At 49.8% G+C, this 25,504-nt stretch carries 20 protein-coding genes, 1 tRNA gene and 8 pseudogenes; 8 read left to right on the plus strand and 21 right to left on the minus strand.

The features are described 5' to 3' along the window. Positions 1 to 59: 59 nt before the first annotated feature. Positions 60 to 1,769, plus strand: a complete 1,710-nt coding sequence (locus B9P82_RS13295; RefSeq protein WP_101700446.1) for an AsmA family protein — start codon at positions 60 to 62, stop codon at positions 1,767 to 1,769. A gap of 41 nt (positions 1,770 to 1,810) precedes the next feature. Here the strand turns inward: B9P82_RS13295 and B9P82_RS13300 are convergent, their stop codons facing one another. The 9 genes from B9P82_RS13300 to B9P82_RS13340 form a co-directional block, all read right to left on the minus strand. Next, on the minus strand, positions 1,811 to 2,494 hold the full coding sequence (locus B9P82_RS13300; protein WP_101700447.1) for a D-lyxose/D-mannose family sugar isomerase: 684 nt from the start codon (positions 2,492 to 2,494) through the stop codon (positions 1,811 to 1,813). Positions 2,495 to 2,543: 49 nt separating this feature from the next. After that, on the minus strand, positions 2,544 to 3,404 hold the full coding sequence (locus tag B9P82_RS13305; RefSeq protein WP_016155012.1) for a ketose-bisphosphate aldolase: 861 nt from the start codon (positions 3,402 to 3,404) through the stop codon (positions 2,544 to 2,546). Positions 3,405 to 3,484: 80 nt separating this feature from the next. Continuing rightward, on the minus strand, positions 3,485 to 4,336 hold the full coding sequence (locus tag B9P82_RS13310; protein ID WP_101700448.1) for a class II fructose-bisphosphate aldolase: 852 nt from the start codon (positions 4,334 to 4,336) through the stop codon (positions 3,485 to 3,487). An 11-nt stretch (positions 4,337 to 4,347) separates the two neighbouring features. Continuing rightward, positions 4,348 to 5,439 carry a PTS fructose transporter subunit IIC gene (locus B9P82_RS13315; RefSeq protein ID WP_003837581.1) on the minus strand — a complete coding sequence of 364 codons (1,092 nt, stop codon included), beginning with the start codon at positions 5,437 to 5,439 and terminating at the stop codon, positions 4,348 to 4,350. Between the two features lie 26 nt (positions 5,440 to 5,465). Next, a complete protein-coding gene (locus tag B9P82_RS13320; protein WP_016155014.1) occupies positions 5,466 to 5,786 on the minus strand; it encodes a PTS fructose transporter subunit IIB in 321 nt (106 codons plus the stop codon). 19 nt (positions 5,787 to 5,805) lie between these two features. After that, on the minus strand, positions 5,806 to 6,276 hold the full coding sequence (locus B9P82_RS13325; protein ID WP_003842172.1) for a PTS sugar transporter subunit IIA: 471 nt from the start codon (positions 6,274 to 6,276) through the stop codon (positions 5,806 to 5,808). Between the two features lie 26 nt (positions 6,277 to 6,302). After that, on the minus strand, positions 6,303 to 7,856 hold the full coding sequence (locus tag B9P82_RS13330; protein WP_101700449.1) for a BglG family transcription antiterminator: 1,554 nt from the start codon (positions 7,854 to 7,856) through the stop codon (positions 6,303 to 6,305). A 446-nt stretch (positions 7,857 to 8,302) separates the two neighbouring features. Continuing rightward, positions 8,303 to 10,621, minus strand: a complete 2,319-nt coding sequence (yicI, locus tag B9P82_RS13335) for an alpha-xylosidase (RefSeq protein WP_101700450.1) — start codon at positions 10,619 to 10,621, stop codon at positions 8,303 to 8,305. Between the two features lie 10 nt (positions 10,622 to 10,631). Then, positions 10,632 to 12,014, minus strand: coding sequence for a glycoside-pentoside-hexuronide family transporter (locus B9P82_RS13340; protein ID WP_016157778.1), 1,383 nt, complete (start codon positions 12,012 to 12,014; stop codon positions 10,632 to 10,634). A 290-nt stretch (positions 12,015 to 12,304) separates the two neighbouring features. On the opposite strand from B9P82_RS13340, the gene B9P82_RS13345 reads away from it, so the two are divergent. The 3 genes and pseudogenes from B9P82_RS13345 to B9P82_RS13355 all read left to right on the plus strand — a co-directional run. Next, positions 12,305 to 12,399 (plus strand) — tRNA-Sec (locus B9P82_RS13345). A gap of 298 nt (positions 12,400 to 12,697) precedes the next feature. Next, a complete protein-coding gene (locus B9P82_RS13350; RefSeq protein WP_101700451.1) occupies positions 12,698 to 13,888 on the plus strand; it encodes a tyrosine-type recombinase/integrase in 1,191 nt (396 codons plus the stop codon). 361 nt (positions 13,889 to 14,249) lie between these two features. After that, positions 14,250 to 14,429: pseudogene (locus B9P82_RS13355) on the plus strand (ISL3 family transposase); the annotation flags it as partial. 710 nt (positions 14,430 to 15,139) lie between these two features. On the opposite strand, the pseudogene B9P82_RS13365 reads toward B9P82_RS13355, so the two are convergent. The 3 genes and pseudogenes from B9P82_RS13365 to B9P82_RS13370 form a co-directional block, all read right to left on the minus strand. Then, positions 15,140 to 16,382 (minus strand): annotated as a pseudogene (locus B9P82_RS13365) (carboxylesterase family protein); the annotation flags it as partial. Positions 16,383 to 16,445: 63 nt separating this feature from the next. After that, positions 16,446 to 16,772, minus strand: a pseudogene (locus B9P82_RS28950) (carboxylesterase family protein); the annotation flags it as partial. Next, on the minus strand, positions 16,711 to 17,193 hold the full coding sequence (locus B9P82_RS13370) for a carboxylesterase family protein (protein WP_101700452.1): 483 nt from the start codon (positions 17,191 to 17,193) through the stop codon (positions 16,711 to 16,713). The gene B9P82_RS13370 and the pseudogene B9P82_RS28950, both read right to left, overlap by 62 nt. Before the next feature lie 221 nt (positions 17,194 to 17,414). Between B9P82_RS13370 and B9P82_RS13375 the strand changes: the two are divergent. Next, positions 17,415 to 17,799 (plus strand): annotated as a pseudogene (locus tag B9P82_RS13375) (transposase); the annotation flags it as partial. Positions 17,800 to 17,855: 56 nt separating this feature from the next. Here B9P82_RS13375 and B9P82_RS28480 read toward each other — a convergent pair. The 5 genes and pseudogenes from B9P82_RS28480 to B9P82_RS29290 form a co-directional block, all read right to left on the minus strand. After that, positions 17,856 to 18,014, minus strand: a complete 159-nt coding sequence (locus B9P82_RS28480) for a hypothetical protein (RefSeq protein WP_168188442.1) — start codon at positions 18,012 to 18,014, stop codon at positions 17,856 to 17,858. After that, the gene (locus B9P82_RS13380) at positions 17,999 to 18,550 is read right to left on the minus strand and encodes a hypothetical protein (protein WP_101700453.1); all 552 of its coding nucleotides are present in this window, start codon (positions 18,548 to 18,550) and stop codon (positions 17,999 to 18,001) included. The genes B9P82_RS28480 and B9P82_RS13380 overlap by 16 nt, the downstream gene beginning before the upstream one ends. A gap of 440 nt (positions 18,551 to 18,990) precedes the next feature. Next, complete coding sequence (locus B9P82_RS28955) at positions 18,991 to 19,389, minus strand: hypothetical protein (RefSeq protein ID WP_246842126.1); 399 nt, start codon at positions 19,387 to 19,389, stop codon at positions 18,991 to 18,993. Between the two features lie 175 nt (positions 19,390 to 19,564). Then, positions 19,565 to 19,738, minus strand: a complete 174-nt coding sequence (locus B9P82_RS28960; RefSeq protein ID WP_246842129.1) for a type VI secretion system Vgr family protein — start codon at positions 19,736 to 19,738, stop codon at positions 19,565 to 19,567. A gap of 1,411 nt (positions 19,739 to 21,149) precedes the next feature. After that, a pseudogene (locus B9P82_RS29290) lies at positions 21,150 to 21,770 on the minus strand (IS5 family transposase); the annotation flags it as partial. An 84-nt stretch (positions 21,771 to 21,854) separates the two neighbouring features. Between B9P82_RS29290 and B9P82_RS13395 the strand changes: the two are divergent. The 3 genes and pseudogenes from B9P82_RS13395 (at position 21,855) to B9P82_RS13405 (ending at position 23,388) form a co-directional block, all read left to right on the plus strand. Next, positions 21,855 to 22,268, plus strand: a complete 414-nt coding sequence (locus B9P82_RS13395) for an IS66-like element accessory protein TnpA (protein WP_101700454.1) — start codon at positions 21,855 to 21,857, stop codon at positions 22,266 to 22,268. Continuing rightward, positions 22,265 to 22,615 carry an IS66 family insertion sequence element accessory protein TnpB gene (tnpB, locus tag B9P82_RS13400; RefSeq protein ID WP_101700455.1) on the plus strand — a complete coding sequence of 117 codons (351 nt, stop codon included), beginning with the start codon at positions 22,265 to 22,267 and terminating at the stop codon, positions 22,613 to 22,615. The genes B9P82_RS13395 and tnpB overlap by 4 nt, the downstream gene beginning before the upstream one ends. A gap of 180 nt (positions 22,616 to 22,795) precedes the next feature. Next, positions 22,796 to 23,388, plus strand: a pseudogene (locus B9P82_RS13405) (transposase domain-containing protein). 29 nt (positions 23,389 to 23,417) lie between these two features. On the opposite strand, the pseudogene B9P82_RS13410 reads toward B9P82_RS13405, so the two are convergent. From B9P82_RS13410 to B9P82_RS13425, 4 genes and pseudogenes are all read right to left on the minus strand, one after another. Then, positions 23,418 to 23,648, minus strand: a pseudogene (locus tag B9P82_RS13410) (transposase); the annotation flags it as partial. A gap of 45 nt (positions 23,649 to 23,693) precedes the next feature. After that, positions 23,694 to 24,149, minus strand: a complete 456-nt coding sequence (locus B9P82_RS13415; RefSeq protein WP_143704272.1) for a hypothetical protein — start codon at positions 24,147 to 24,149, stop codon at positions 23,694 to 23,696. Between the two features lie 199 nt (positions 24,150 to 24,348). Beyond that, entirely contained in the window at positions 24,349 to 24,885 is a 537-nt protein-coding gene (locus B9P82_RS13420; protein WP_101700457.1) for a fimbrial protein, read from the minus strand. A 399-nt stretch (positions 24,886 to 25,284) separates the two neighbouring features. Then, positions 25,285 to 25,470, minus strand: a pseudogene (locus tag B9P82_RS13425) (IS3 family transposase); the annotation flags it as partial. Positions 25,471 to 25,504: the final 34 nt, after the last annotated feature.

The raw sequence follows: 25,504 nt of genomic DNA on the forward strand, positions 1-25,504 counted from the left end.
GAGCATTGCGCCTAAATCGTGCATAACTTGACTATGTGCACTTCGCGGGATGGAAGACCATGAAATTTATTGGAAAGCTGCTTCTTTACGTGCTGATCGCCCTTGCAGTGGCGATCCTCGGCTTATATTTTCTACTGCAAACCCGCTGGGGCGCAGAGCACGTCAGCGCCTGGGTTTCGCAGAACAGCAGCTACCATCTGGCATTTGATGCCATCGATCACCGGTTTTCTTCTCCTTCCCATATTCTGCTGGAAAACGTCACCTTTGGCCGGGATGGTCAGCCCGCAACGCTGGTCGCCAAAACGGTCGATATTGGACTGAGCAGCCGCCAAATCACCGACCCGCTGCACGTAGACACCATCCTTTTGCAAAACGGCACGCTGAATCTTTCCCAGCAAACTGCGCCGCTGCCGTTCCAGGCCGATCGCCTGCAATTGCAAGATATGGCGCTTAACAGTCCCGGTAGCGAGTGGACCCTGAGCGCGCAGCGCGTTAACGGCGGAGTCATACCCTGGAGTCCTGAGGCGGGTAAAATTCTCGGGAGTAAAGCGCAAATTCAGCTCAGCGCCAGTTCGTTGACGCTGAATGACGTCCCCACGACCAACGTATTGATTGAAGGCAGTATTGACCATGACCGTGTGATGCTGAGCAATATTGGCGCAGACGTGGCGCGTGGCGCATTAACCGGCGTGGCGCAACGCAATGCCGACGGTAGTTGGGTAGTAGAGAATCTGCGCCTGAACGATATTCGGCTGCAAAGCGACAAATCTCTGGCCGAGTTTTTTGCTCCGTTAAGCACTATTCCTTCCCTGCAAATTGGTCGTCTGGAAGTAACAGATGCCCGTCTGCAAGGCCCTGACTGGGCGGTGACGGATCTCGATCTGAGCTTGCGCAACATGACCTTCAGCAAGGACGACTGGCAAACTCAGGAAGGAAAACTGTCGATGAACGCCAGCGAGTTTATCTACGGCTCTCTGCACTTTTTCGATCCGATTATGAACGCCGAGTTCTCGCCGCAGGGCATAGCGCTGCGTCAGTTCACCACCCGCTGGGAAGGGGGAATGGTCAGAACATCCGGAAACTGGCAGCGCAACAACAAAGCGCTGGTCCTCGATGATGCTGCCATTGCCGGTCTGGAGTACACGCTGCCGGAAAAGTGGAAACAGCTGTGGATGAAACCTCTACCAGGCTGGCTAGCCAGCCTGACGCTGAAGAAATTCAGCGCCAGCCGTAATCTGGTGATTGATATCGACCCGAGCTTCCCATGGCAGCTCACCGCGCTGGACGGCTACGGTGCTAACCTCGGGCTGGTGCAGAACAATCAGTGGGGGATCTGGAGCGGGAGCGCTAACCTCAACGCCGCTGCCGGCACCTTTAACCGCACCGACGTGCGTCGTCCTTCGCTGGCGCTGACGGCGAACAGCAGCACCATCAATATCAGCGAACTAAGCGCCTATACGGAAAAAGGGTTGCTGGAGGCCACTGCCAGTATTTCACAGTTGCCTCAGCGTCAAACTCAGGTCAGCCTGAACGGGCGCGGCGTGCCAATGACGATTCTGCAGCAGTGGGGATGGCCCGCACTGCCGCTTTCCGGCGACGGTAACATCCAGCTTACCGCCAGCGGCAATATTCAAGCCGATGCGCCACTCAAGCCAACGGTCAGCGGCCAGTTGCATGCGGTGAACGTGGAGAAACAGCAGGTAACGCAAACCATGCAGGCGGGCGTGGTATCCGGTAGTGAAGTTACCGCCCCACCCGCTGCGCAGTAAAATCTGACGGCCCGGCGGCGAATTGCCGACTGGGTCGCCGTTTATCGCTGTAAGCGCGCATATTCACTGCACAACAGCCACTTCACCGGCTCGTCCTCTTCTATCGCCGGGAAGCGACCGCCTGGCTCAAGGAAGTGATTATCATGCAGGTCGTCATTGACCATCGAGATCTCCCAGCCCAGCACGAACGCTTTCTCCGCCCAAAAGCGATGATACAACCGCGGCGGCAGGCATACCCCCTGCCCCGGTTTCAATACCAGCGTCTCGCCAGCGCCAACGGAACGCCGCTGACCATCGACGCTAACCTCAACAATGCGCCGGGCATCATACCCGTCATCAGGCGTAGCCCACGCCAACTGCATACATAAATCACCGCCGCCGCGGTTAACAATATCTTCCATTTTATGGCGATGAAAATGCCATGGCGTCTGCTGATCCTGCTGAATCTGCAGCATCTTTTCGGCGTACGGTTTGGGGTAGCTGGCTGACCCTAACTGACCATTGCGCAACGTCAGTAACGTCAGCCCCGTTTGCGCAAAATCTCCGCGCCCAAAGTCGGTTATATCCCAGCCCAATTGGAGATCGATCACTTCACGCCACAGAGTGTGATCCTGTTGCCGCCAGGCATCAGCCGTAAAATACGCAAAGTCAGGCAGGCAAACCCGAAAAGTCTCGGCGATGGCATGCGCTTTATCGACGGCATAATTAATATGTGAACGCTTCATTCCACTTTTCCTTGTTGCGAAAAAGGCGGGTCACCCCGCCTGTATGCGGTTAGTAAAGTGACGCTTTGCCAGTTGAGCCGAACAGTTTCATTTTGTGACGGATCACATCCCGCGCGGCGCTAATGGCTTCCGGGTAAATAACGTTCGGGTCCCACCAGGTTTCTTTCGCCAGGATTTCGCGGACTTTCTGGAAGTAAGCGTATTTCATATCGCTGGAAATGTTGATTTTGCCAACGCCCAGCGTAACGGATTCGGCAATTTCCGCATCCGGGTTCGCGGAACCTCCGTGCAGCACCAGCGGAATGTCCACTCGCCCGGCAATCTCGCGCAGGATGTGCATTTGCAGCTCTGGCTGCATCCCTTTCGGGTAGATGCCGTGTGCAGTTCCAATCGCCACCGCCAGCGTATCCGCGCCGGTACGGGCGATAAAATCCTGTGCCTGATCAGGATCGGTATAAGTGACCTTCGATACACCGCCTTCCACTGACGTCCCGGTTTGACCAATCGTACCCAGTTCCCCCTCCACCGAAACGCCTACCGCATGCGCCAGCTTGACCACTTCGCGGGTCAGCGCCACGTTCTCTTCATACGGCAACAGCGAGCCATCAATCATCACCGAGGTAAACCCACACTGAATCGCCCGCAGGACATGCTCGACCGAAGCGCCGTGGTCCAGATGCAGAGTAAAGGGAACCGGGCTGCGCAGAGTGATATCACGGACGTAGCTAAAAAACGCATCGCCTACAAAATCATGTTCGCTGGGGTGAATGGAGATAATCGCCGGGGTATTGGTTGCTTCCGCTTCTTCCACTACTGCACGTACAAAGCAGCTGTCCGCCACGTTGAATGCGCCGATGGCAAAACCGTGCTGACGGGTAGGTTGCAGTAATTCTTTCATCGAAACTAACATGTTAATTCTCCAGTTTCAGGGTGTAGAAAGCCCTGCCAGTGCGTCGTCGCAGAGGCATAGAAGGCGTTACAGAAAACGAATCAGGCTTTGTCGATAGCGCCGCTGGCCTGCAGGTACGAAATAATGGCTTCCTCGCAGGCCTGCTCCATCAGGGCCAGGGCATCAACGAGTTCACCGGATGTGTCGCGACACAGGGTATGCAGCAGAGCAGCCTTTCCGGCCTCGAAAACCGCCGCGCCAACGTTTATCTTGGCGACGCCAAACGTCGGGCAGCGCTGTAGCTGGTCAAACGGCGTCCCGCTGCCGCCATGCAGCGCCAGCGGCACCGTTGATAAACGGGCAATTTCCTCCAGTCGCTGGAAATCAATGGCGGGTATGACACCGGGCGCGTACATGCCATGTGCCGTGCCGACCGAGACCGCCAGTAAATCGATCCCGGTCTGTTGGATAAAGGGCTCCACATCGGCGGCCTGGGTCATCAAATCAGCGTTAGCTGCGTGATCATAGCGCGGGGCGTCGGCCAGATGCCCCAGCTCACCTTCCACGCACAGAGAAACGCTGGTCGCGAGCTCGACCACCGCCCGGGTCTGGCGAATGTTCTCCTCCAGCGCAAAGGCGGAGGCGTCGATCATTAACCCGCTGAATCCGGCGCGAAAAGCCTGGCGAATGCGTACTGGGTCCTTTCCATGATCCAGCGCCAGCGCGACCGGTACCGACGCTTCCTCTGCCAGCGTTTTGACGACCGCCACCGCTATCGGTGCAGGAAAATGGCCCAGATGCCCCTGATACAGATTCAGAATGATGGGCGCACGGTGTTTCTCAGCCACCCGCACCGCCGCACGGGCGCTTTCCAGGTTCATACAGTTGATAGCCAGCAGCGCGTACTGCTCGCGCCAGGCTTTCGTCACCATGCTTTTCATATCGGCAAACATACGGCCTCCGGTTATTCCAGGGTGAAGGTGATCTCTTCGTCTTTCAGCTTTTGATCGCTAAGTTCATCAAACTCTTCGTCACGTTCGGTCACCGGTTTCTTCCACAACGACAGCATGACGCCGCAAATCACCGTGCCGATCCCCAGCGCCAGGCAAAACAGTAGCGGATGTGTAAAGAGCGGGACCACGAACATGCCGCCGTGCGGTACCGGGCTTTCGACGCCCCACACCATAATCAGACCGCCCGCTATCGCCGAGGCCACCACGCAGGACCCCACCACGCGCAGCAGGTCGCGCGCCGCAATGGGAATGACCCCTTCGGTAATCATGCAGATCCCCATCGGGAATGCCGCTTTCAGCGCCTCGCGCTCCGCACGGGTGTACTTGTGACGTGTCAGCAAAAAGGAGAGCGTAATGCCGAACGGAGGGATCATCGAACCGACAAACTTCACCGCTTCCGGACCGTACACGCCGCTGACCAACATGCCGTCAGCAAAGAGCGACATGGTTTTATTCACCGGTCCGCCAAAGTCGAATGTCGCCATTGCGCCAAGGATGGCCCCCATTAAAAAGCGTGACCCGCCCTGCATGGACTCCAGCAGATGAATCAACGCGTCCTGCAGCCAGGCTATCGGTTTGCCAATGAGCGTCATCATCAACAGGCCGCCAATGACGGTACTCAGTACCGGCAACACCATGATGGGCATCAACCCCTGCATCGACTGCGGCAAACGGATATAGCGCTTGAGCAGCAGGACGGTATAACCGACCAGAAAACCGCCCAGCATCCCGCCGATAAAACCGGTATGAATTTCACCGCAGACAAAGCCGACAATCAGACCCGGCGCGAATCCGGGGCGGTCAGCAATGGAGTACGCAATCGCCGCACTAATCAGCGGTACGATTAACCCCATCCCCCAACCGCCAATCTGGTTGAGCATCCAGGGGATGGTTCCTGTTTTTTCACCCACGTTAGTGCCGCCAAGTATTTGCCCGAGAGCAATACAGATCCCGGCGGCAACAATTAACGGGATCATCCACGAAATCCCCGTTAATAAATGTCTTTTTATTTCCTGAGATAGCGGAATTTTATTTTCACTCATGTGAAATCCCTCCAGAATGGGGATCGCTACTGGTTATTATTAACTAATGATTTTTCGACCTTTTCAAGAAACTGAATGGGCGACTTTATGACAATTTCAGTTTTCACTCGCACAATACGTTTATTTAAAAATCGTTCCTCCCCTTTTATTTTTACATCCACAGCAAGAATCACGACATCAGCAGCAGAAATGTCCTCTGTCAGCAGTTCGTTTTCCGTGCCGATAGTCCCCTGGGTTTCTACTCTTATATTATGACCAAGCGCTTTAGCACCTTTAATTAACTTCTCACGGGCAATATAGGTGTGCGCAATACCCGCCGTACAGGCGGCAACACAAACAATATTCATAACATGCTCCACGTATTATTTAGCAGACATTGGATTCAGCATATTGGCTAAAAAGCTCAATAATTTTCTGTGGACTGCTTTCGACTAACAGTTGTTCAATAATGTCGTCATCCGCCAACGCGCCGGCAACCTGCGAAAGCAGACGAATATGGGTGGTGTTTTGATCTTCAAGGCGTACGGCAAACAGAATGATGCAGCGCACGTTGCTGCCGTCCAGGGTTTCCCAGGGAATATCCTGGCGGGTACGCCCAATCGCCAGCGTGGTATTGACCACCGCCGAGGATTTCCCGTGCGGAATCGCAATATGATTTTCGAATCCGGTCGAGCCTTCTGATTCACGCTGCCAGACATCCTGAATAAACGTTTCCCGACAGCTAATTGCCCCATCTTTTTGCAGAATATCCGTCAGTTCCTCAATAACCTCCGTTTTGTTTGTGGCCTTCATGTCCAAAATAACGCGATTTGTATTGAGTATTTTCGTGATGTCCATAAATCATACCTCATGGAGTTCAGACATTAATTTTCAACGACCAGCGACGTCGCCCGATGTAATTTTTCCGTAATAACCGTTTCTGTTACCCGCTTAATATCCGCATCATTGAAGAAGGCGGTGACATACACGACCGGTATGGCAACGGCAGGTAAATTGATCGTCGATACCACCAGTTCAATATCGTCCGTCAGGACGGAGGGCAAGCTGCCTGCCGACACCACGCCGACGATGGTCCAGTCCGGAAAGGCGCGCAGAATGCGGCTTTTGAGTAAGTGAGAGGTGCCGATACCGGTTGAGCAGACCAGCAGCACACGTTTACGCGCTATCTGACGCTCCATCGCGGCCTGAAAATGCACGGTTAAATATCCCACCTCATCATCCGACACGGCCCGCTCGCCCCAGCCGCTAAACACCCGATTCACCGCGCACTGAGTCAGACGCCAGACGTCCTGCAACTCGCCTTTAATGTCCTCCAGCAGCGGATTACGAATGCGGATCTGGTAGTTGAGGCGGTTAATCAGCGGCTTAATATGGATCAGCAATCCGTCATACAGCGCAGTGTCCTGGCTAAGATCGCAGTCAACCATTTCGGCGAAGGTGGCAATCAGCCGATGGGTGATCAAGCGTGCTTCGTCGCTGGAGTGCATATGGCCAATCACGCTCACATCGTTATGCTCCTCAATCACCATACCGGAGGAGATAATATATTGATAAATAAACCAGACTTCGTCTTCCGGCAGCGGGTGGGCAATGCGTTTTTCGATATGCTGAATCATGCGACTGGCAATGGAAAAGATGTTCTCATCACATGACGTGATGCTTTCTTCTTTTCTCGGTAGCGCATTGCCCCGCGTAATGCGGTACATCATGATCAGAATATGAGTAAAGATATTGACGTAATAAGGCTCGCCCAGCGACCAGCACAGATCGTTCTCCATTTCCTGCAACAGCGTCTGGACAAATAAAACGTCTTCTTCGCCAAAGTAATGCACTAACGCTTTATAACTGCCCGGATCAAGTCGTGAATAAATCACGCTTCCAGGTTCATTATGGTTAATCACACCGTTAATCAGCGACGCCATCGCCTGGCGCACCCCGCTCTCGCTGCCTTCAATGTGTGTACCACTCTGGCTGCGAATCAGTGACAGACCCAGCGGGGTAATCCACGATTCAATCACTTTCAGATCGTTAACAATCGATGCACTACTAATAAAATAACGTTCGGATAATTTATTGATCGATGTTTCATGCGGCGTTTCACTTAATAATTGCGAGGCTATCTTAACCCGCCGTGAATTATTCATCATGCCGTCAGCATCATCACCCTCCGACCCTAATAACTGATCCAGATATAAAAGGTCAGTAATGTTATCGGCACTTAATATCACGCCCGCACCGGCACGTTTATCGATAGATATTTTCCATTCCGATAACCATTGTTCCAGTAACCGCAGATCGCGCTGGACGGTCTTCTCTGAAACAGATAAATATTCGGCAATTTTTAGCAGCGTAACATATTCCTTCCGGGACAGAAGAAACTTTAATAATCTGTTTTGTCGCGAGGTAATCATTTGCATTATTTACCCTTATTACATACCAGATTAAATATCTATACCCGTCATACTTCAAGCTGCATGTGCGTTGGCTTTCCTCGCTCACCCCTGTCACGTACTTATGTACGCTCAGGGGATTCGCTGCGTCGCCGCCTTCCTGCAACTCGAATTATTTAGGTAATAAAGAAGCATTTATGCTCCACGTGTAATCCGTGATGATAAATATAAGAGGACTACGATGCGCCAACAATACTAAATCGTGTCCTGTATTCCGGACAGAAATAAGACAAAAAGAGGAAATAGTGAGATATTTACGGCGCAGATCACATTTTTCGCGGGAATTAGAGTGATAGCGCTCGCAAATATGGGGAGGTAAAAATTTAAGTCGGGATGTTTTTGATTTTCAGATCTGGAACGCTGCTCGCGGCGTGGGCCGGATAAGACGCATCCGGCACCACGTCGACACATGCTTACAAGGTAATCGTCAGCTCACTGCCCTGTGGAGTAATAACTACACCCAGCTCGCTGCCCATATGCGAACCGCATTTAATGCCGCCAATTTTCTGAATATTTCGCAGGCACAGCGTCCAGTTACGCGCATCTCCACTACCTTGCACGGTGATGGTATTACCCGTGCGCGTCGCCTTCAGCGTGAAGATAACCGAGCCGTCAGCAGCCGGAACTTCACAGATTGCTTCCCGCCCCTCCTGCAGATGGAACAGCTGGAACGCTGTCCCTTCGTGCCAGGCGTAGTCCGGCTTCTGGTTATTGCTGCCCAACGCCAGCAGGGTATTGTCACGCACATAAACCGGCAGACTCAGGAAGTCATGCTGCTGTTTATGCCAGCGGCTACCAGACACCTCATCATTACGCCACAGATGCGTCCAGCGTCCTTCCGGCAGGTAGAACTGCACATCGCCCGCCTCGCTAAACACCGGCGCGACCATCACGCTATCGCCCAGCATGTACTGGCGGTCGAGATAATCACACGCCGGATCGTCCGGGAACTCCAGCATCATCGCGCGCATCATCGGGGTGCCCTGCGCATTAGCGCGCGCTGCTTCACGATACAGGTACGGCATCATGCGGCATTTCTGTTCGGTGAAGTAGCGCACCACATCGCAGGATTCGTCATCGTACGCCCATGGCACACGGTAGGATTTACTGCCATGCAGGCGGCTGTGGCTGGAGAGCAGCCCAAACGCACACCAGCGCTTGTAGACGTGCGCCGGAGCGGTATTCTCAAAGCCGCCGATATCGTGGCTCCAGAAGCCAAAGCCGGACAGGCCAATAGACAAGCCACCGCGCAGGCTTTCCGCCATCGATTCATAGTTGGCGTAGCAGTCGCCGCCCCAGTGCACCGGAAACTGCTGTGCGCCCACGGAGGCCGAACGGGCGAACAGCACCGCCTCTTCTTCACCGACGGTTTCTTTCAGCACGTTCCACACCAGTTCGTTGTAGATGTACGCATAATGGTTGTGCATCTTCTGCGGATCGGCGCCGTCAAACCACTGCACATCCGTGGGGATGCGTTCGCCAAAGTCAGTTTTGAAGCAGTCAACGCCGATATCCACCAGACCTTTCAGCTTGTTGGCATACCACTCGCAGGCTTGTGGATTAGTGAAGTCATAAATCGCCAGGCCCGGCTGCCATTTATCCCATTGCCACAGGGAACCGTCCGGGCGCTTGAGCAGATACCCTTTCGCTTTCAGTTCATTGAACAGCGGGGATTTCTGACCGATGTAGGGGTTTATCCATACGCACACCTTCAGCCCTTTCTCTTTCAGGCGGCGGATCATACCTTCCGGGTCCGGGAAGGTCACCGGGTCCCACTCAAAGTCGCACCACTGGAAGGCCTTCATCCAGAAACAGTCGAAGTGAAAGACGTGCAGTGGCAGATTGCGCTCGGCCATGCCGTCGATAAAGCTGTTCACCGTCGCTTCGTCGTAATTGGTGGTGAATGACGTGGTCAGCCACAGACCGAACGACCAGGCTGGCGGCAACGCCGGACGGCCGGTAAAGCGGGTATAGCGATCCAGCACCGCCTTCGGCGTTGGGCCGTCGATGACGAAATATTCCAGATACTCGCTTTCAACGCTGAACTGCACTTTCGACACTTTCTCAGAGCCGATTTCAAACGACACGCACTGCGGATGGTTCACCAGCACGCCGTAGCCGCGGTTGGTGAGATAAAACGGGATGTTCTTGTAAGACTGCTCGGTACTGGTGCCCCCATCGCGGTTCCAGGTTTCCACCGTCTGGCCGTTACGTACCAACGCGGTAAAACGCTCGCCCAGCCCGTACACCGTTTCCCCCACGCCCAAATCCAGACGCTCAAACATATAATTACGCCCGCTGTGGGTATCCTGCACGTAACCGCTATTCTTTAGCTGACTGCCGGTAATACGTTCACCATTACGCAGGAAATCCAGCGACCAGAACTCGCCTTTGGTCACCCGAACGCTCAGATTGCCGCTCTTCAGTTCGGCAAATTCAGCGGTGTTTCGCATCTCAACATTGACGTCCTGCAACACATTCAACGGGTAATGTGGGCCGGTATCCAGCGCGCCCTGGAAGTGCTCCATACGTACCCCCACCACCCCTTCCTGCGGCGAGAAAAAGCGTAAGGTGAAGAGTGGGGTATCCAGTTGCCAGGTACGTTCACGCACATCGCGCGGCGCAACGTAGACAATCATCTCGTTACCCTGCTGTTCAACGTCGAACACCTGAATTGGGTGTATTAAATTCAGTCCAGGTTGGGTCAGCCAGTTTCCATCGCTAATTTTCATCGTCAGTTCCTTAGTTCTGTAATTCTTTCGTCGTGAAATCCTGCTGGTTGCGGCGCGCGCCCTGAGCCAACTGACTCATAATTTCCGTCAGATACGGCGTTTTCAGGGTATAGAAGCGTTTGGCAATCACGGCACTCAGCAGGTAACAAATAGCCGGGACAATGGTGAACAGGGCGATGATGATGTTAATGGTGGCGCTGTTCTGGGTTTTCGCGGCGGCGTCGTAGCCCCCGCCCGCCAGCATCCAGCCGATCAGCGCCCCGCCGAGCGCCAGACCCAGCTTGAGCACGAACAACGTGCCCGCAAAGCTGATCCCCGTCAGGCGTTTACCGTTGCACCATTCGCCGTAATCAACGGTATCGGACATCATTACCCACTGGATTGGCGTAACGAGCTGGTGCAGTACACCAATGACAAAAATAAAGATAAACATGGTGATGCTGGCGTGCATCGGCACAAAGAACATCGCCAGGCTCGCTACCGCCAGCGCAGCGTTGGTCCACCAGAAGACGCTGACTTTGCATTTCCAGTCGGTCAGCGGTTTTGCCAGCGCAGAGCCGATCAGGTTGCCGACGCAATAGGCGGTGAGAAAGGCGACAAACACCTCCGGCTTACCCAAAATCCAGGTGACGTAATACATCATCGCCCCGCCACGAACGCAGACGGCCAGAATATTGAGGATGGTCAGCAGGCCGACGATGCGCCATTGGTCGTTTTGCCAGATGTCGCGCAGGTCTTCACGCATAGAGGTGGTGCTCGGCGGCGCTTCCACGCGTTCTTTGGTAGTGAAGAAGCAGAACGCCAGCATCAGGAACGCCACCACGGAGAGCACCGCAATCCCGCCTTGAAAGCCGAACGCTTTATCCTCGCCACCAATCAGATTCACCAGCGGCATCATCAGCACGGTGGAGAGCATGCCGCCCGCCGTCGCCAGCACAAAGCGCCATGATTGCAGGGAGATACGCTGCGTTGGGTCATTAGTGATCACGCCGCCCAGCGCGCAGTAGGGAATATTGACCACGGTATAAAGCAGGGTCAGCAGCGTGTAGGTGATTGCGGCATAAATCATTTTGCCGTTCAGGCTGAGATCCGGCGTGCTGTAGGCCAGCACGCAAACCAGACCAAACGGCAGTGCGCCAAACAACACCCATGGGCGGAATTTCCCCCAGCGCGAACGGGTACGGTCAGCCAGCAACCCCATACAAGGGTCTGAGATGGCATCCAGCGCGCGGGCCAGTAAGAACATGGTGCCGACAAATCCGGCTGGGATACCAAAAATATCGGTATAGAAGAACATCATATATAACATGACGTTATCGAAGATAATGTGGCTAGCCGCATCGCCCATTCCGTAGCCAATCTTCTCTTTAACAGACAGAATTTCACTTTTCATTACGCATCCTTGTTAGCACTTTCACACGCCCTGATACCGGTTACAGTTCTTGTAAACCATCCCTGTGAGCGCGGGTATTCCGATATCTCGTTATCAAATTACGATTCTTGTTTTCTGTGATCAGCGTAGCGTCTAAAAATGTGTCTAAGTGTAAGTAATGGATTTTGCGGGGATTTATTTGAAACTGGTCATGGTATAGAGAAACGGAAGTTAAAAAAGTGAGTGAGGGGGTGTGGAAACCTTTGGAAGTAGCTATAATGCGCCCCGCCTCCATGTAGCAATCGAGGCGCGGAAGATCGTCATCTCCGGTGAGGTGGCTGGACTTCAAATCCAGTTGGGGACGCCAGCGTTCCCGGGCAGGTTCGACTCCTGTGATCTTCCGCCAATTAGCCTCTACTGAACTCTCCCGGTGTCAACAAAAACCCTTGCAATTCCTTATATATCAAACCTTCTTTATATCCTGAGGTCAACCAGCTTCAACCTGCATCAAGCAGTTTTTGGGGGTGCATTCGGGGGTGTCATTTTCCTCTTAGAATATCAGCACCCCCATAATGGTAAAAATGTGATATATAACAATGGGATTTAAAGACATCTTTGTTATACAAGGGGTGCGTTGGGGGTATCAGGTTAGTTACTGGCGGAAATCCCCAGGAGGATGGATTCATCAAAAGCTGGAGAATGTCATGGCGCTAACCGATGTTAAAGTGAAAACCGCGAAGCCAAAAGAAAAGCCCTATAAGCTGGCTGATGGCGGCGGTATGTACCTGCTGATTAACGCTAATGGTTCCAAATACTGGCGAATGAAGTACCGCTTCGCCGGTAAAGAAAAGATGCTGTCTATTGGCGTCTACCCCGATGTTTCACTGGCCGATGCGCGCGAAAAGCGCAGCGAAGCTAGAAAAACTCTTGCTGCGGGAAGCGATCCGAGCGAAGTAAAGAAAGAAGAGAAAGTGGCCCAGCAAATGAGCCTGAAAAACACTTTCGAGGCGGTTGCTCGCGAGTGGCATCAGACCAAAGCCGATCGCTGGTCATTACGCTATCGTGATGAAATCATCGATACCTTTGAAAAAGATATCTTCCCCTATATCGGCAAACGTCCTATAGCTGAAATCAAACCAATGGAACTACTAGAAGCACTACGTAAAATGGAGAAACGCGGAGCGCTGGAGAAAATGCGCAAGGTTCGTCAGCGCTGTGGCGAGGTGTTCCGCTATGCAATTGTCACAGGCAGGGCCGACTACAACCCCGCTCCCGACCTTGCCAGCGCATTAGCTACGCCGAAAAAAGTACATTTCCCCTTCCTTACTGCCAATGAACTTCCCCACTTCCTCAGCGATCTGGCAGGCTATACCGGCAGCGTTATCACGAAAACAGCGACTCAGATCATTATGTTAACCGGTGTACGCACGCAAGAATTGCGTTTCGCACGCTGGGAGGATATCAATTTTGAAACAAAACTATGGGAGATCCCAGCGGAAGTAATGAAAATGAAGCGGCCCCATATTGTGCCGCTCTCAGAGCAGGTTATCGCACTGTTTAAACAGCTTGAGCCGATATCAAAACATCACCATCTGGTGTTTATTGGCAGGAATGATCCTCGCAAGCCGATCAGCAAGGAAAGCATCAATCAGGTCATTGAGTTGTTGGGGTATAAAGGCAGACTGACGGGGCATGGTTTTCGCCACACGATGAGCACCATCCTGCATGAAAAGGGCTTTAACTCTGCGTGGATTGAAACGCAGCTTGCACATGTTGATAAGAACTCGATACGTGGTACTTACAATCATGCTCAATATCTGGATGGAAGGCGGGAAATGATGCAGTGGTACGCTGATTATATTGACAAGCTCCTCAGTTCATTGACAAACAGTTAGTGGTTGTTCTCCGCACCTGAAGGTGTGGAGAACGCCATTCTTTAATTTTTTGTTTGTTCTATAGCCTTCTGGCATATTTACCGCGCAGCATGGACTTTAGCGTGAAGCGATCCAGGGGGAAACATTTCACTGCAGAGCTCAAAAATTCACACACCGTATATTATCCCTCTTACCGATAGCCTGTCGAACTTCTCAAAGAAATACAGGTGATCAACGGAGGGCATAAACTGATATTTACTGGCGATCATTTACCCTTCAAACCCATGTGTCAACGACGGGTAAAAAGTGGGTCCTCCACAACTTGGGTGGAGAAATATTGATGAAACTTTCTAGTTAACAAGGATCTAAGCTGTTTTAAGTTATGGACAATGCTATGCCTTCACTTAAGAAGCTTTTGCAGTTGCCTTGCGGCTGGCAATCCAGCCGACAAAATGTTAGTTCTGATGGGATAACCCCCCATCTTCGTGCCACGCGTAAAACTGCACTATGTCCTGAATGCCTTAAGCGCAGCAAATCGGTTCATAGTTGTCGGCGGCGCCGAACCAGTAATGGGTTAAGTGATAAAAAGTGTATGGAAATATAGGGGCCAATCCACTATTATCTAAAAGCACAGATGATTTACAGGTCTATGCTTATTGTATATGAGTGATGCATTCGGCATGGTATAAATTCCATCTATACAATAACCATCAGTCACATATTATTTTCCCACGCGTGTGTGAAAGATACATTCACCTTTGATAGGCTCATTGATAGATTTAGCCAAAGTATTATCATGGAATTGTCCCTACAACATTTAATCCAAACCGAAATTCATCTGACAGATATCTAATAAGCACCATTTCAGAATACCACAAACCNCCACGCGTGTGTGAAAGATACATTCACCTTTGATAGGCTCATTGATAGATTTAGCCAAAGTATTATCATGGAATTGTCCCTACAACATTTAATCCAAACCGAAATTCATCTGACAGATATCTAATAAGCACCATTTCAGAATACCACAAACCAGGGGTAAAGGAGTTATAGCCCCCTCATACAACCAAGTTGAAATTTACGACAGTTTTACATGCTTTTTCATTACCTTTTTGAAAAGTGCTAATCTAGCATGCATAAAACGTTTCTCGACTTTAAAACCCGCATATTTATCAATCCCGATCCTTAACACTCTATCACGACCACGAATACAGGCAGGCCATTTAACCGGGCCATATAAGACATTNCCCCCTCATACAACCAAGTTGAAATTTACGACAGTTTTACATGCTTTTTCATTACCTTTTTGAAAAGTGCTAATCTAGCATGCATAAAACGTTTCTCGACTTTAAAACCCGCATATTTATCAATCCCGATCCTTAACACTCTATCACGACCACGAATACAGGCAGGCCATTTAACCGGGCCATATAAGACATTACACGAACGGGAAGCATTTCTAGCAAAGTTGACCCAATAATCAGCAACATACCCAGCAAATAAAGAATCACGTTTATTAATACACGTTAGTGGTGGTACCGTTTTACGTAAATTATCAAAAATATACGGTAACTCATCTCCATGGGATGTCCCTCTGGGATAAATTTCATGTTCTGCTTCAGTAACATAATCAAACCAGTAGCGCCAGCAAGGTTCATTGACTTGCTGTTGCNCACGAACGGGAAGCATTTCTAGCAAAGTTGACCCAATAATCAGCAACATACCCAGCAAATAAAGAATCACGTTTATTAATACACGTTAGTGGTGGTACCGTTTTACGTAAATTATCAAAAATATACGGTAACTCATCTCCATGGGATGTCCCTCTGGGATAAATTTCATGTTCTGCTTCAGTAACATAATCAAACCAGTAGCGCCAGCAAGGTTCATTGACTTGCTGTTGCGCCTTCATGACAATATATCCAAGTGTAGTAAATGCCATGTCGCGACAAACCACACGCCCCAACTCAACGTCCCCTTTCACACCAGAATACAATAACTTGATTAATTCAAAGCCAAAACGGCTCTCATGTCTAATATTTTTAATCAGCATGGAAAAATCGATACCCAGACCAGCCATGACACTTGCTTCATCGCTATTAGAACCAATCAAAACAGGCATACGTTGGTGTTTTCCAGCAAGGAAAACATCAAGTGTGGGAACAGGTAGAACCGAATCGCCAGAAATTGGTGTGGGAGAATTTCCTGGTATGCCATTCAGTGAGCTAAAAATCTCAGGAGGGAGTGCACGAAGTTGCTCCGCCGTTGCATTAGGCAAACCAAATTTTTCTGCTAAACCAATGCCATGCTCTAAAGCTTTTTGGCTGGGCGTATCAGGCAATGTATATCCACTCTGGATAATGGCTTTATGGAACAATCCTGCTGCCAGGGGAGAGGCCATTAATGACATGACACTACGAGCACCTGCGGACCCACCAAATAACGTAATATTTGTCGGGTCACCACCAAATTCTGAGATATTCTCCCGGACCCATTGCAATGCTGAAATCTGATCGNCACTCTGGATAATGGCTTTATGGAACAATCCTGCTGCCAGGGGAGAGGCCATTAATGACATGACACTACGAGCACCTGCGGACCCACCAAATAACGTAATATTTGTCGGGTCACCACCAAATTCTGAGATATTCTCCCGGACCCATTGCAATGCTGAAATCTGATCGAGCAAGGCAAAATTATGAACACAATCTTCATCTTCAAGGGCTGGATGAGCGAAAAACCCCAGATATCCGAGACGGTAATTGATAGTAACAACAACAACATTACGACGGGCAAGTGCATAGCCATCATAGGTCGGTAAGCTTCCGGATCCACTCGTGTAACTACCACCGTGAAGCCACACCATGACAGGTAAAGAATGTCCACGTACAGCCNCCCAGATATCCGAGACGGTAATTGATAGTAACAACAACAACATTACGACGGGCAAGTGCATAGCCATCATAGGTCGGTAAGCTTCCGGATCCACTCGTGTAACTACCACCGTGAAGCCACACCATGACAGGTAAAGAATGTCCACGTACAGCCGGAGACCAGATATTTAAATATAAACAATCTTCAGAGAATATCCCTGGTTCACCATTATATTTTTTATAGTATTCACTATCCTGGCAGCTTGCAAAAGAAAACAGGGTTGAATCACGTATATTTTCCCAGGGTTCAGGGGGGCGTGGAGCACGCCAGCGTAGTTGGCCGGTTGGTGGAGTAGCATAAGGAATACCACGCCATGAATGAATACCATCAAAAGTAAAACCCATTATTTTACCCTGTTTGATTTCGACCAAGCATGAGTAAGAATTTAACATTTTTAATACCTGTAAATCATAGGGAAGTAAAATCAAAATATTTCAGGNCGGTTGGTGGAGTAGCATAAGGAATACCACGCCATGAATGAATACCATCAAAAGTAAAACCCATTATTTTACCCTGTTTGATTTCGACCAAGCATGAGTAAGAATTTAACATTTTTAATACCTGTAAATCATAGGGAAGTAAAATCAAAATATTTCAGGCTTTGTTGAATAAATCAAACTCACATGAAATCTTCTGCGCAATCCTGTCGCTGAACAACGTTACGGACTCAGAAACATTCCCGGATCTTATCCGACAGATACACCGAAAATCAGGTCAGCAGCAGCGGACGGTGCTTATGATAACCGGTTATACCACGATGAACTGCGGCGTAAGAAATCAGCGCTCTTATCCCTCCCCGAAAAGGAGCGGGTTACTGGCCCGGTGAGTATGCAGACCGTAACTGTGCAGTAGCGAATAAGCGGTTGAGTGGGAGTAATGCGCGATGGAAATGAATAACAGAATACAATCATCGCTCAATTGCGGAGGCTATGGCGATGGTGCGTGCGCTGAAAAAAATGACGAAGGCAGGTATGCCAGAAAGCGTTCGTATCGCCTAAAATACGCCCCGCTAAGGGGATCTTTTTCCGAAATCTGATTTATTCAACAAATCCGCTTACGCCTTAACCGTCAGAGAGGAAATAAAATCCCGACTATAATTTTTAATATCCAGCGTCTGCATCATCATCCAGCGGTAGTGATACATTAACTTTCTACTTCTGCCTGTCTTGACTGCTATTTTTGTTACAGGTTCACCATTCAGCATCCAGCCCATAATATCTCTCGCCCGCGCGCAGATGAAATCATATTAGGCAGTCGTTGCCCTATCCAGCAGTCCAACGCGTTTAGCACCTGCTTTATAGTTATTTCTTTTCCTAATACCCTGACTGGCGGCTGCGGAAAGTTTAAATCCCCTGAACTAATAAACTCAGTTATACTGAAATGGGGATAACATGCAAATATGACATCATATTCCTTTAAAAGTATTCCCCCCATGTATTCCGCCACCATGCGATCTGAGTACAAAAAACCTTTCTGTACAAACATCATCACTGTTTCTGGAAAGTTCTTTCTTAAAGTAACAATTAGTCCAACATTACTTCTCGCCGGCAGATCAATTATGACCATCTCAGGAGTCATCCCACTCTTACAAATGGAGTCAACAAAAGAGACTGTACCATCACACATATCTGTTTTCGAACTCAAACTCAAACTCAAATTGTCATATCCCCCTGCAATGCTCTCAAGTCCAATCCTTCGCGTCCAGTCATGAGAATACACTGGCAGATAATAATATACATTCTTCTTCATATTTGTTGTGTTTTACCGTTCTAAATCTCTTGCTTATTGTAAGTACCCCACACCCAAAATAAAAATCACTTACACTAAAAATGTGCCATATTTATCAAAACTGGAATGCTCATAAATTAAATTGCAACATAGATTACAATTAACAACTTTAATCATTTTATAAAAAAATAAACAACACTGATTAAATTGTTTCTTCATATTAACCGCTATTTATACATTTTAGTATAAAAACGACATTAATTATTTGACCTCATATTATTACCACCACTTCCTGCTTTGCACATCACCATGATCAAATTTTGATCTCTATGTTTTAAATATCTTTTCCCGCGCATTTTTTCAAATAATCCTTACACCAATCACAAAAGTTAGGCGTAAGTTAAATTAGAATTCCCCTCTATTCTTATTCATCCTTTTATATAATTATAGCCTGTCTGATCTCAACTATTTTGCCTGTTGCGAATCGCAAAGGATAATATAGCCCCTTCAGCGGCGTTTTGCCATCCAGATGATAGAAGCTTGGCGCTTCGTCCTCTGCCGTGGTAAATCCTCGCTTTTCGAGGTCGTATTCCGACAAACTTATTTATTTTCTGCACATAGCCATTTGCATGCGGTAAAAACCAGAACTCCTGCTTCTGTGCGTCCGTTTCTGTTTTCACCTTATTCAGGGTCAGGATCGATTCGTCTTCCTGCTCTGCACTGACGGAAACATTGCCCATCGCGCCCTTGTCAATAAGTCGTCTGTCAGTGAGCATCGTATTCTGCGTACCGATAAGCTGGAGATGTTCACCCGAGGTAAAAGCAACGCTCTGCTGTGTAGACGCCAGCATCACGGTCAACTGTAAATCCGCGATACTCTGCGTCACCAGATTGTTTTAGGTACGGATATCACTGACCAGCACCTTTGCTGCTTCAGCAGCATTATTCAGCGCCTCAATTTCGCGGCTGGCCTGTTTGAAGCGGTTTACTGCCGGGGTCATTTCAAGCCTCGCCCCCTGGCATTTTGCCTGCGTATCAGCAGTCACGAACATTCCTGTCAGGTGCGCGACGCCCATACTCATCGGTTTGCAGTTCAACACCGGTACTGCGGGGCTCACGCGCAATGTCCGCGACATGGCCGCCGCTAAGCTGCGTCTTGCCAGACGGTGTCGCGAACTTGAAATGCTTTTCCTGATGTTTATCTTCCAGGCGGAATTTGTTGTCTTATCCCAGGCCGTGCGCCAGATGTTGCGCGTGTGGTTATCGCGGGTAACGTGGTCAAGGTGCTCAGAATCATACTGAGCATGTGAAATGTTCGGATGGTCCGGGTCACCACCGTCAATCATTACCGAGACTTCGGTACCATCAAGCAGCGGGGGAATGGAAACCGTAGGTATCTCCGGCATAAGGTTTTGCCAGAGGTAGGCATAGCCCTGTTCAGTGCTGTTGTGGTCAAAATCCAGCCGGATGCGATAACGCCCCTGGTTGTCGAGATAATAATAGGTGTCGTGCTTCTCATCGCTCTCCACCCGCGCAGGCAGGGAGCCGGTCATCACCGGGCGGTTCAGCAGGGCAGGGCGGTAGCAGACCGTTTCACTGCAAGGAATGCAGGTAAAGTGCAACTGAAAGCTCTTATCGTATGTACCTGTGGCGTGAATACCGGTGATGACAATGCCATCCTTCTGCGAGTCAGGCAATCCACTGCCATGTGACTCCAGCACTTCACACGGGGTCAGAACCGGACTGCTCACACGTCCCGTGACGATCTGCTGGTAGCGCTCATATCGCAGTCTGGCCTGTTATCAGCCAGCTCCGGTAACACTGAGACGAATCTGCGCCATCATATTCAAAAGACCATTAACTCATAAATTAAACATAAGAATACACACAAACCAGCATAAGAAAAAACAGAATAAATAGTCTTCCGCGCAGTGAAAATGACAGGAAATTTCTATCTCAGGGTATGCAGGTCGTCATCAATAAAATCACTCCAGCACTATCAATCCGTAATAATGTATCAGTGGATATTTTTCCGTGTACAGTACGGTGTCGACCCATAATAAGTCTGCGTATTCTGGCTGGCCATAATTGCCCCTGACATGTGTCCCCCCTTCATTGCAGTCAGCTAATCCCACTCTGAAAATAAACACCTTAAACCACTACAATCAGAGCAAGATCATGCAGTTTAATAACCTTTCCTGGCAGAGTAACGACACTCCTGTCAGCCCGTTTATCTTTACCCCTGATAATGGCAACGACAAAACGGATAATATTTTTATCTGTCCGGAAGAAACGGGAGGTTTATATACCACCACGTTGTTAAACAGTAGTTCAGTCATTACCGAATTCATCGGACGAAATCTCCATCCGGAAAGTTTAATACTTCCAGTAAAACTACCTACTGCAATTATATCATCCGGACATACCCGGCAACATTTTTCACTTCAGCGCGTATCCTGTCATTTCCCCTGAACTCTTTTCTAACTACTGATATTTTGGAATTAAAAATCGCACAGTTACTTCATTTACACCCTGCTCACCCGCATTCTTCTGAAATAAAACATTATCAATATACCATCAAGACATAAAGTTAATTCTCTTATGTACTAGGCTGTGTCCCTTAATTGCATAACCTTTTGTAAAACAGTCGGATGCAACCCAGTTTTACCATCGCCAGATAATTCCTCGCCGTTTTGTCGTAACGTGTGGCAATGCGACGGTATTCTTTCAGGCGGCCAAAGCACCGCTCAACAACGTTGCGATTACGGTAGGCATCACGATCGAGTTGTGAACGACCGTCTGCTACCAGTTTTTCATTGGATTTTCGCGGAATAACTGTTTTATGCCTTTTCTTTTCAGCTCGTTACGCAATGCTTGACCGGAGTAGGCTTTGTCAGCCAGTACAGCATGACCACGGCGCTTCATACTGCCGTTCTGGCGCTGAACTCCAATACCGTCCAGAAGACGTTGTGCAAACAGGCTTTCGTGAGCCTGAACGGGACTCAGAACGATGTTTAACGGCAGACCACTCCGTCTGTAGCCAGATGGATTTTGGTGCCAAAACCACCGCGAGAGCGACCCAGGCTGTTATCTCCTGTGATATCGGGATGTTTTTTTGCGCACCGGCGGCGCACCTGAGCGCCCTGATATTGCTGCCATCCAGAGCAGTAGCTGACCAGTCCACGAGGCCATGGGTGTCAAGAGTCGAAAGTAACCTATTGAAAATAATGTTAATCACACCGTAAGCGTAAACCCAGCGCCGTATGTAGCCATCAAGCCAGTGCTGGTAACGTAGACGTCCACCTGTACAGACGGACATCTAAGTATGGAATCCCAATCCTGGCGAAAAGAACCCCGTAAAAATTATTCAAATGATTTCAAGCTCCGTATGGTTGAACTGGCTTCCCGTCCCGGTGCCTGCGTTGCTCAGATTGCCCGCGAAAACGGCATCAATGATAACGTCATCTTCAAATGGCTGCGGCTCTGGCAGGATGAAGGCCGCATATCACGTCGTCTTCCGGCAACAGTTGAATCTTCACCATCACCGATGTTGCTGCCTGTCGAGGTGATACCTGACCCAGCGCCAAAAGGTGAGACGAATACAGACCTGGATCAGTTCCCAGCGCTGAATGCCACCTCCTGTTGTGTTGAGTTCCGCCACGGCAAAATGACGCTGGAGAACCCGTCACCGGAGTTACTGGTCGTGCTGCTCCGCGAGTTGACCGGGAGAAGCCAATGATATCCCTTCCGTCAGGCACCCGTATCTGGCTGGTTGCTGGCGTAGCCGATATGCGTAAGTCCTTCAATGGCCTTGGCGAGCTGGTACAGCATGCACTTGAGGCGAACCCGTTCTCCGGTCATCTGTTTATCTTCCGTGGCCGCAAGGGTGATACCGTGAAGATCCTCTGGGCAGATGCAGATGGTCTGTGTCTGTTTACCAAACGACTGGAAGAAGGCCAGTTCCTCTGGCCTGCTGTACGCGACGGTAAAATCGCGATCACCCGCTCACAACTCGCTATGCTCCTCGATAAGCTGGACTGGCGTCAGCCAAAAACAGCATGCCTTAACTCACTGACAATGTTGTAAAAAGAACATGACCGCATTATAAATAGGGTCATGAGTCAGGACTATCTCGCCCGTATCGTCGCGCTGGAAGATGCGCTCCGCCAGAAAGACAACCAGCTCAGTCTCGTTGCAGAGACTGAGTCGTTCCTGCGTTCGGCGCTGGCCCGCGCTGAAGAGAAAATAGAGAACGAAGAGCGCGAAATAGAGCACCTNCAGGACTATCTCGCCCGTATCGTCGCGCTGGAAGATGCGCTCCGCCAGAAAGACAACCAGCTCAGTCTCGTTGCAGAGACTGAGTCGTTCCTGCGTTCGGCGCTGGCCCGCGCTGAAGAGAAAATAGAGAACGAAGAGCGCGAAATAGAGCACCTGCGGGCACAGATAGAAAAACTGCGCCGAATGCTGTTCGGTACCCGCTCAGAAAAACTTCGCCGACAGGTTGAAGAAGCCGAAGCCCTGCTGAAACAGCAGGAGCAGGAAAGCGATCGCTACAACGGACGGGAAGACGATCCACAGGTACCTCGCCAGTTGCGGCAGTCCCGCCATCGTCGCCCATTAATAACGCTGCTGAGCGCGCGCTACGAGCGGTCTGTCTTGGCAAGAAAAACTACATCTTCTTCGGCAGCGATCATGGTGGCGAGCGTGGAGCCCTACTGTATGGTCTGATCGGAACGTGCAGGCTGAATGGCATCGATCCGGAAGCCTACCTCAGATATATCCTGAGCGTGCTGCCGGAGTGGCCATCGAACAAAGTGGCAGAACTTCTGCCATGGAACGTAGATCTCACCAATAAATAGCCGTCAATACGGCACTCACTTTACGCTTACATCACACCCGATTTTGACCATCGGTTAAAGCGGTTGTAAACGGTCTTCCATGGACCGTATCGTTCAGGTAAATCGCGCCATGGTGCGCCTGAACACAGCACCCAGAACATGCCGTTGATGATCATACGATGTTCAGCCCATGGGCGTCCGGCCCGTGGAGATGCAAGCTTTGCAGGGAGCAAGGGTAGGATGATAGTCCATGCTTCATCGGAAAGGTCGTAGCGAGCCATAGTTCAATATGTTGTGGAAACAGATAGTTACTATAGCTCAGGTGATTAAGGGACACTGCCTAGTGATTTCTGCTGGTGAATCCCCACCATCGATACACCGGCAATTTCCATCCTGCGTACTTCGATTTCGACATAGTGTCGCAGGCGGGATGCTGAGATACGCCCTTCAAGATCGGTCATTTCTCCCAATTGCCTTACGATGGCACTGATGAAATATTTTCGCTCACCCGTGCTGCTTATCACCTTCAGTCCCATGCCATATGACGCAGCCAGAGCCACCAGAGAAGGTAATAATCTGTCGGCAGCTTTGTCCAGCATCCCGGCCAGCGCACTGCTGACTGCATTCAGATAGCCTTCCAGCGCAAACTGGACATTCTTCACCGCTTTATCTGTTATCTTGGTATAGACGTCGATTAGTTTATCTTTCCACGGTACGTCGCCATAATCTTTATACGCACTTACTGTGTCACTAACCTGGAGGGTCCATGGCCTGTTATTCATTACTGTGGCACGAAGAAGAATATTGTTTTCCCCGATTGACGACTGGTATAGTTGCTCCAAAAACTAGGTCGTCACATCTGATTTATCCTGCATATGCTGTACGCAAAAAAAGAGCCCCCTTTTTTTTACGACACCAGCGCCGTGATACCTTTATTTATTCATGCCGCATTCTTCCCCGGGCAGGGGAAGAACATGACAATCAGTTGTAAGCCACGGTATACGCTGCACTTGACGCGTAGGTCCCCGGAGTGGGACCCGTACTCAGTTGCACACCGTAAATCAGACCTGTACCCTTCAGGATTGCCCCCGTTGTGGTGTCAACTTTGTTGATTCTGGTCAGTGTATGTGTCGATCCGAACGCCCTAATAATGGCAACAGTACCCGTTGCAGTACCGGTTGCATTATCCAGACCGCCCTCACCAAATGTACCGCCTGACCAGGTAACAGTGACTACCGCATCATCAGCAATAGCGGAGCAGCCCGGGGAGCCACCATCCGTCGCCTTGGCTTTCAGAGAGAAGTGCTTTCCTGCGCTCACGGAGTTTACAGTGGCTGAGCCCAGGTCAATATAGTTACCACCGGTAATGGAACCATCGTTGTCCATGACGATGTCACAAGTTGTGGAGTTCACGGTACCGACAAACTGAACAACACCCTCGCCTGCGTCCGCAGCAAAAACAGAAGCGGATGCGGCCATCAGGGATAAAACTGAAACAGCCAGTAATGTTTTTTTCATTTCAATTTCCTTGTTTAAATTTATACTTTTTAATATCACGTGCATCATTACTACCAGACCACACTGAACATCAGAGCTGCGGTCTGTGCTGGCATTAAAATGCCGGATTAATTCCCGATATAACTGCAAGNGCCTGCGTCCGCAGCAAAAACAGAAGCGGATGCGGCCATCAGGGATAAAACTGAAACAGCCAGTAATGTTTTTTTCATTTCAATTTCCTTGTTTAAATTTATACTTTTTAATATCACGTGCATCATTACTACCAGACCACACTGAACATCAGAGCTGCGGTCTGTGCTGGCATTAAAATGCCGGATTAATTCCCGATATAACTGCAAGTGTTACCAACGGTGCGAAAGTGATCCATATCCGACGCCTGAATGAATCGCCACGGATAATCTAGACACTTCTGAGCCGTTGATAATACTGGTTTTCATATTCTGTCGGTGAAATCTGATCGCCAGAACCATGCCGACGCTTACTGTTATAAAACATTTCGATGTAATCAAAAATATCGCTGCGGGCTTCTTCCCGCGTTCCGTAGATCTTTTTCTTTACCCGCTCGCGTTTCAATAACTGGAAAAAGCGGTAATGTTTCAAATTAGTTTAAGGTTCATGG

Source organism: Citrobacter sp. L55 (assembly GCF_002850715.1).
Classification (GTDB): Bacteria; Pseudomonadota; Gammaproteobacteria; order Enterobacterales; family Enterobacteriaceae; genus Citrobacter; species Citrobacter braakii.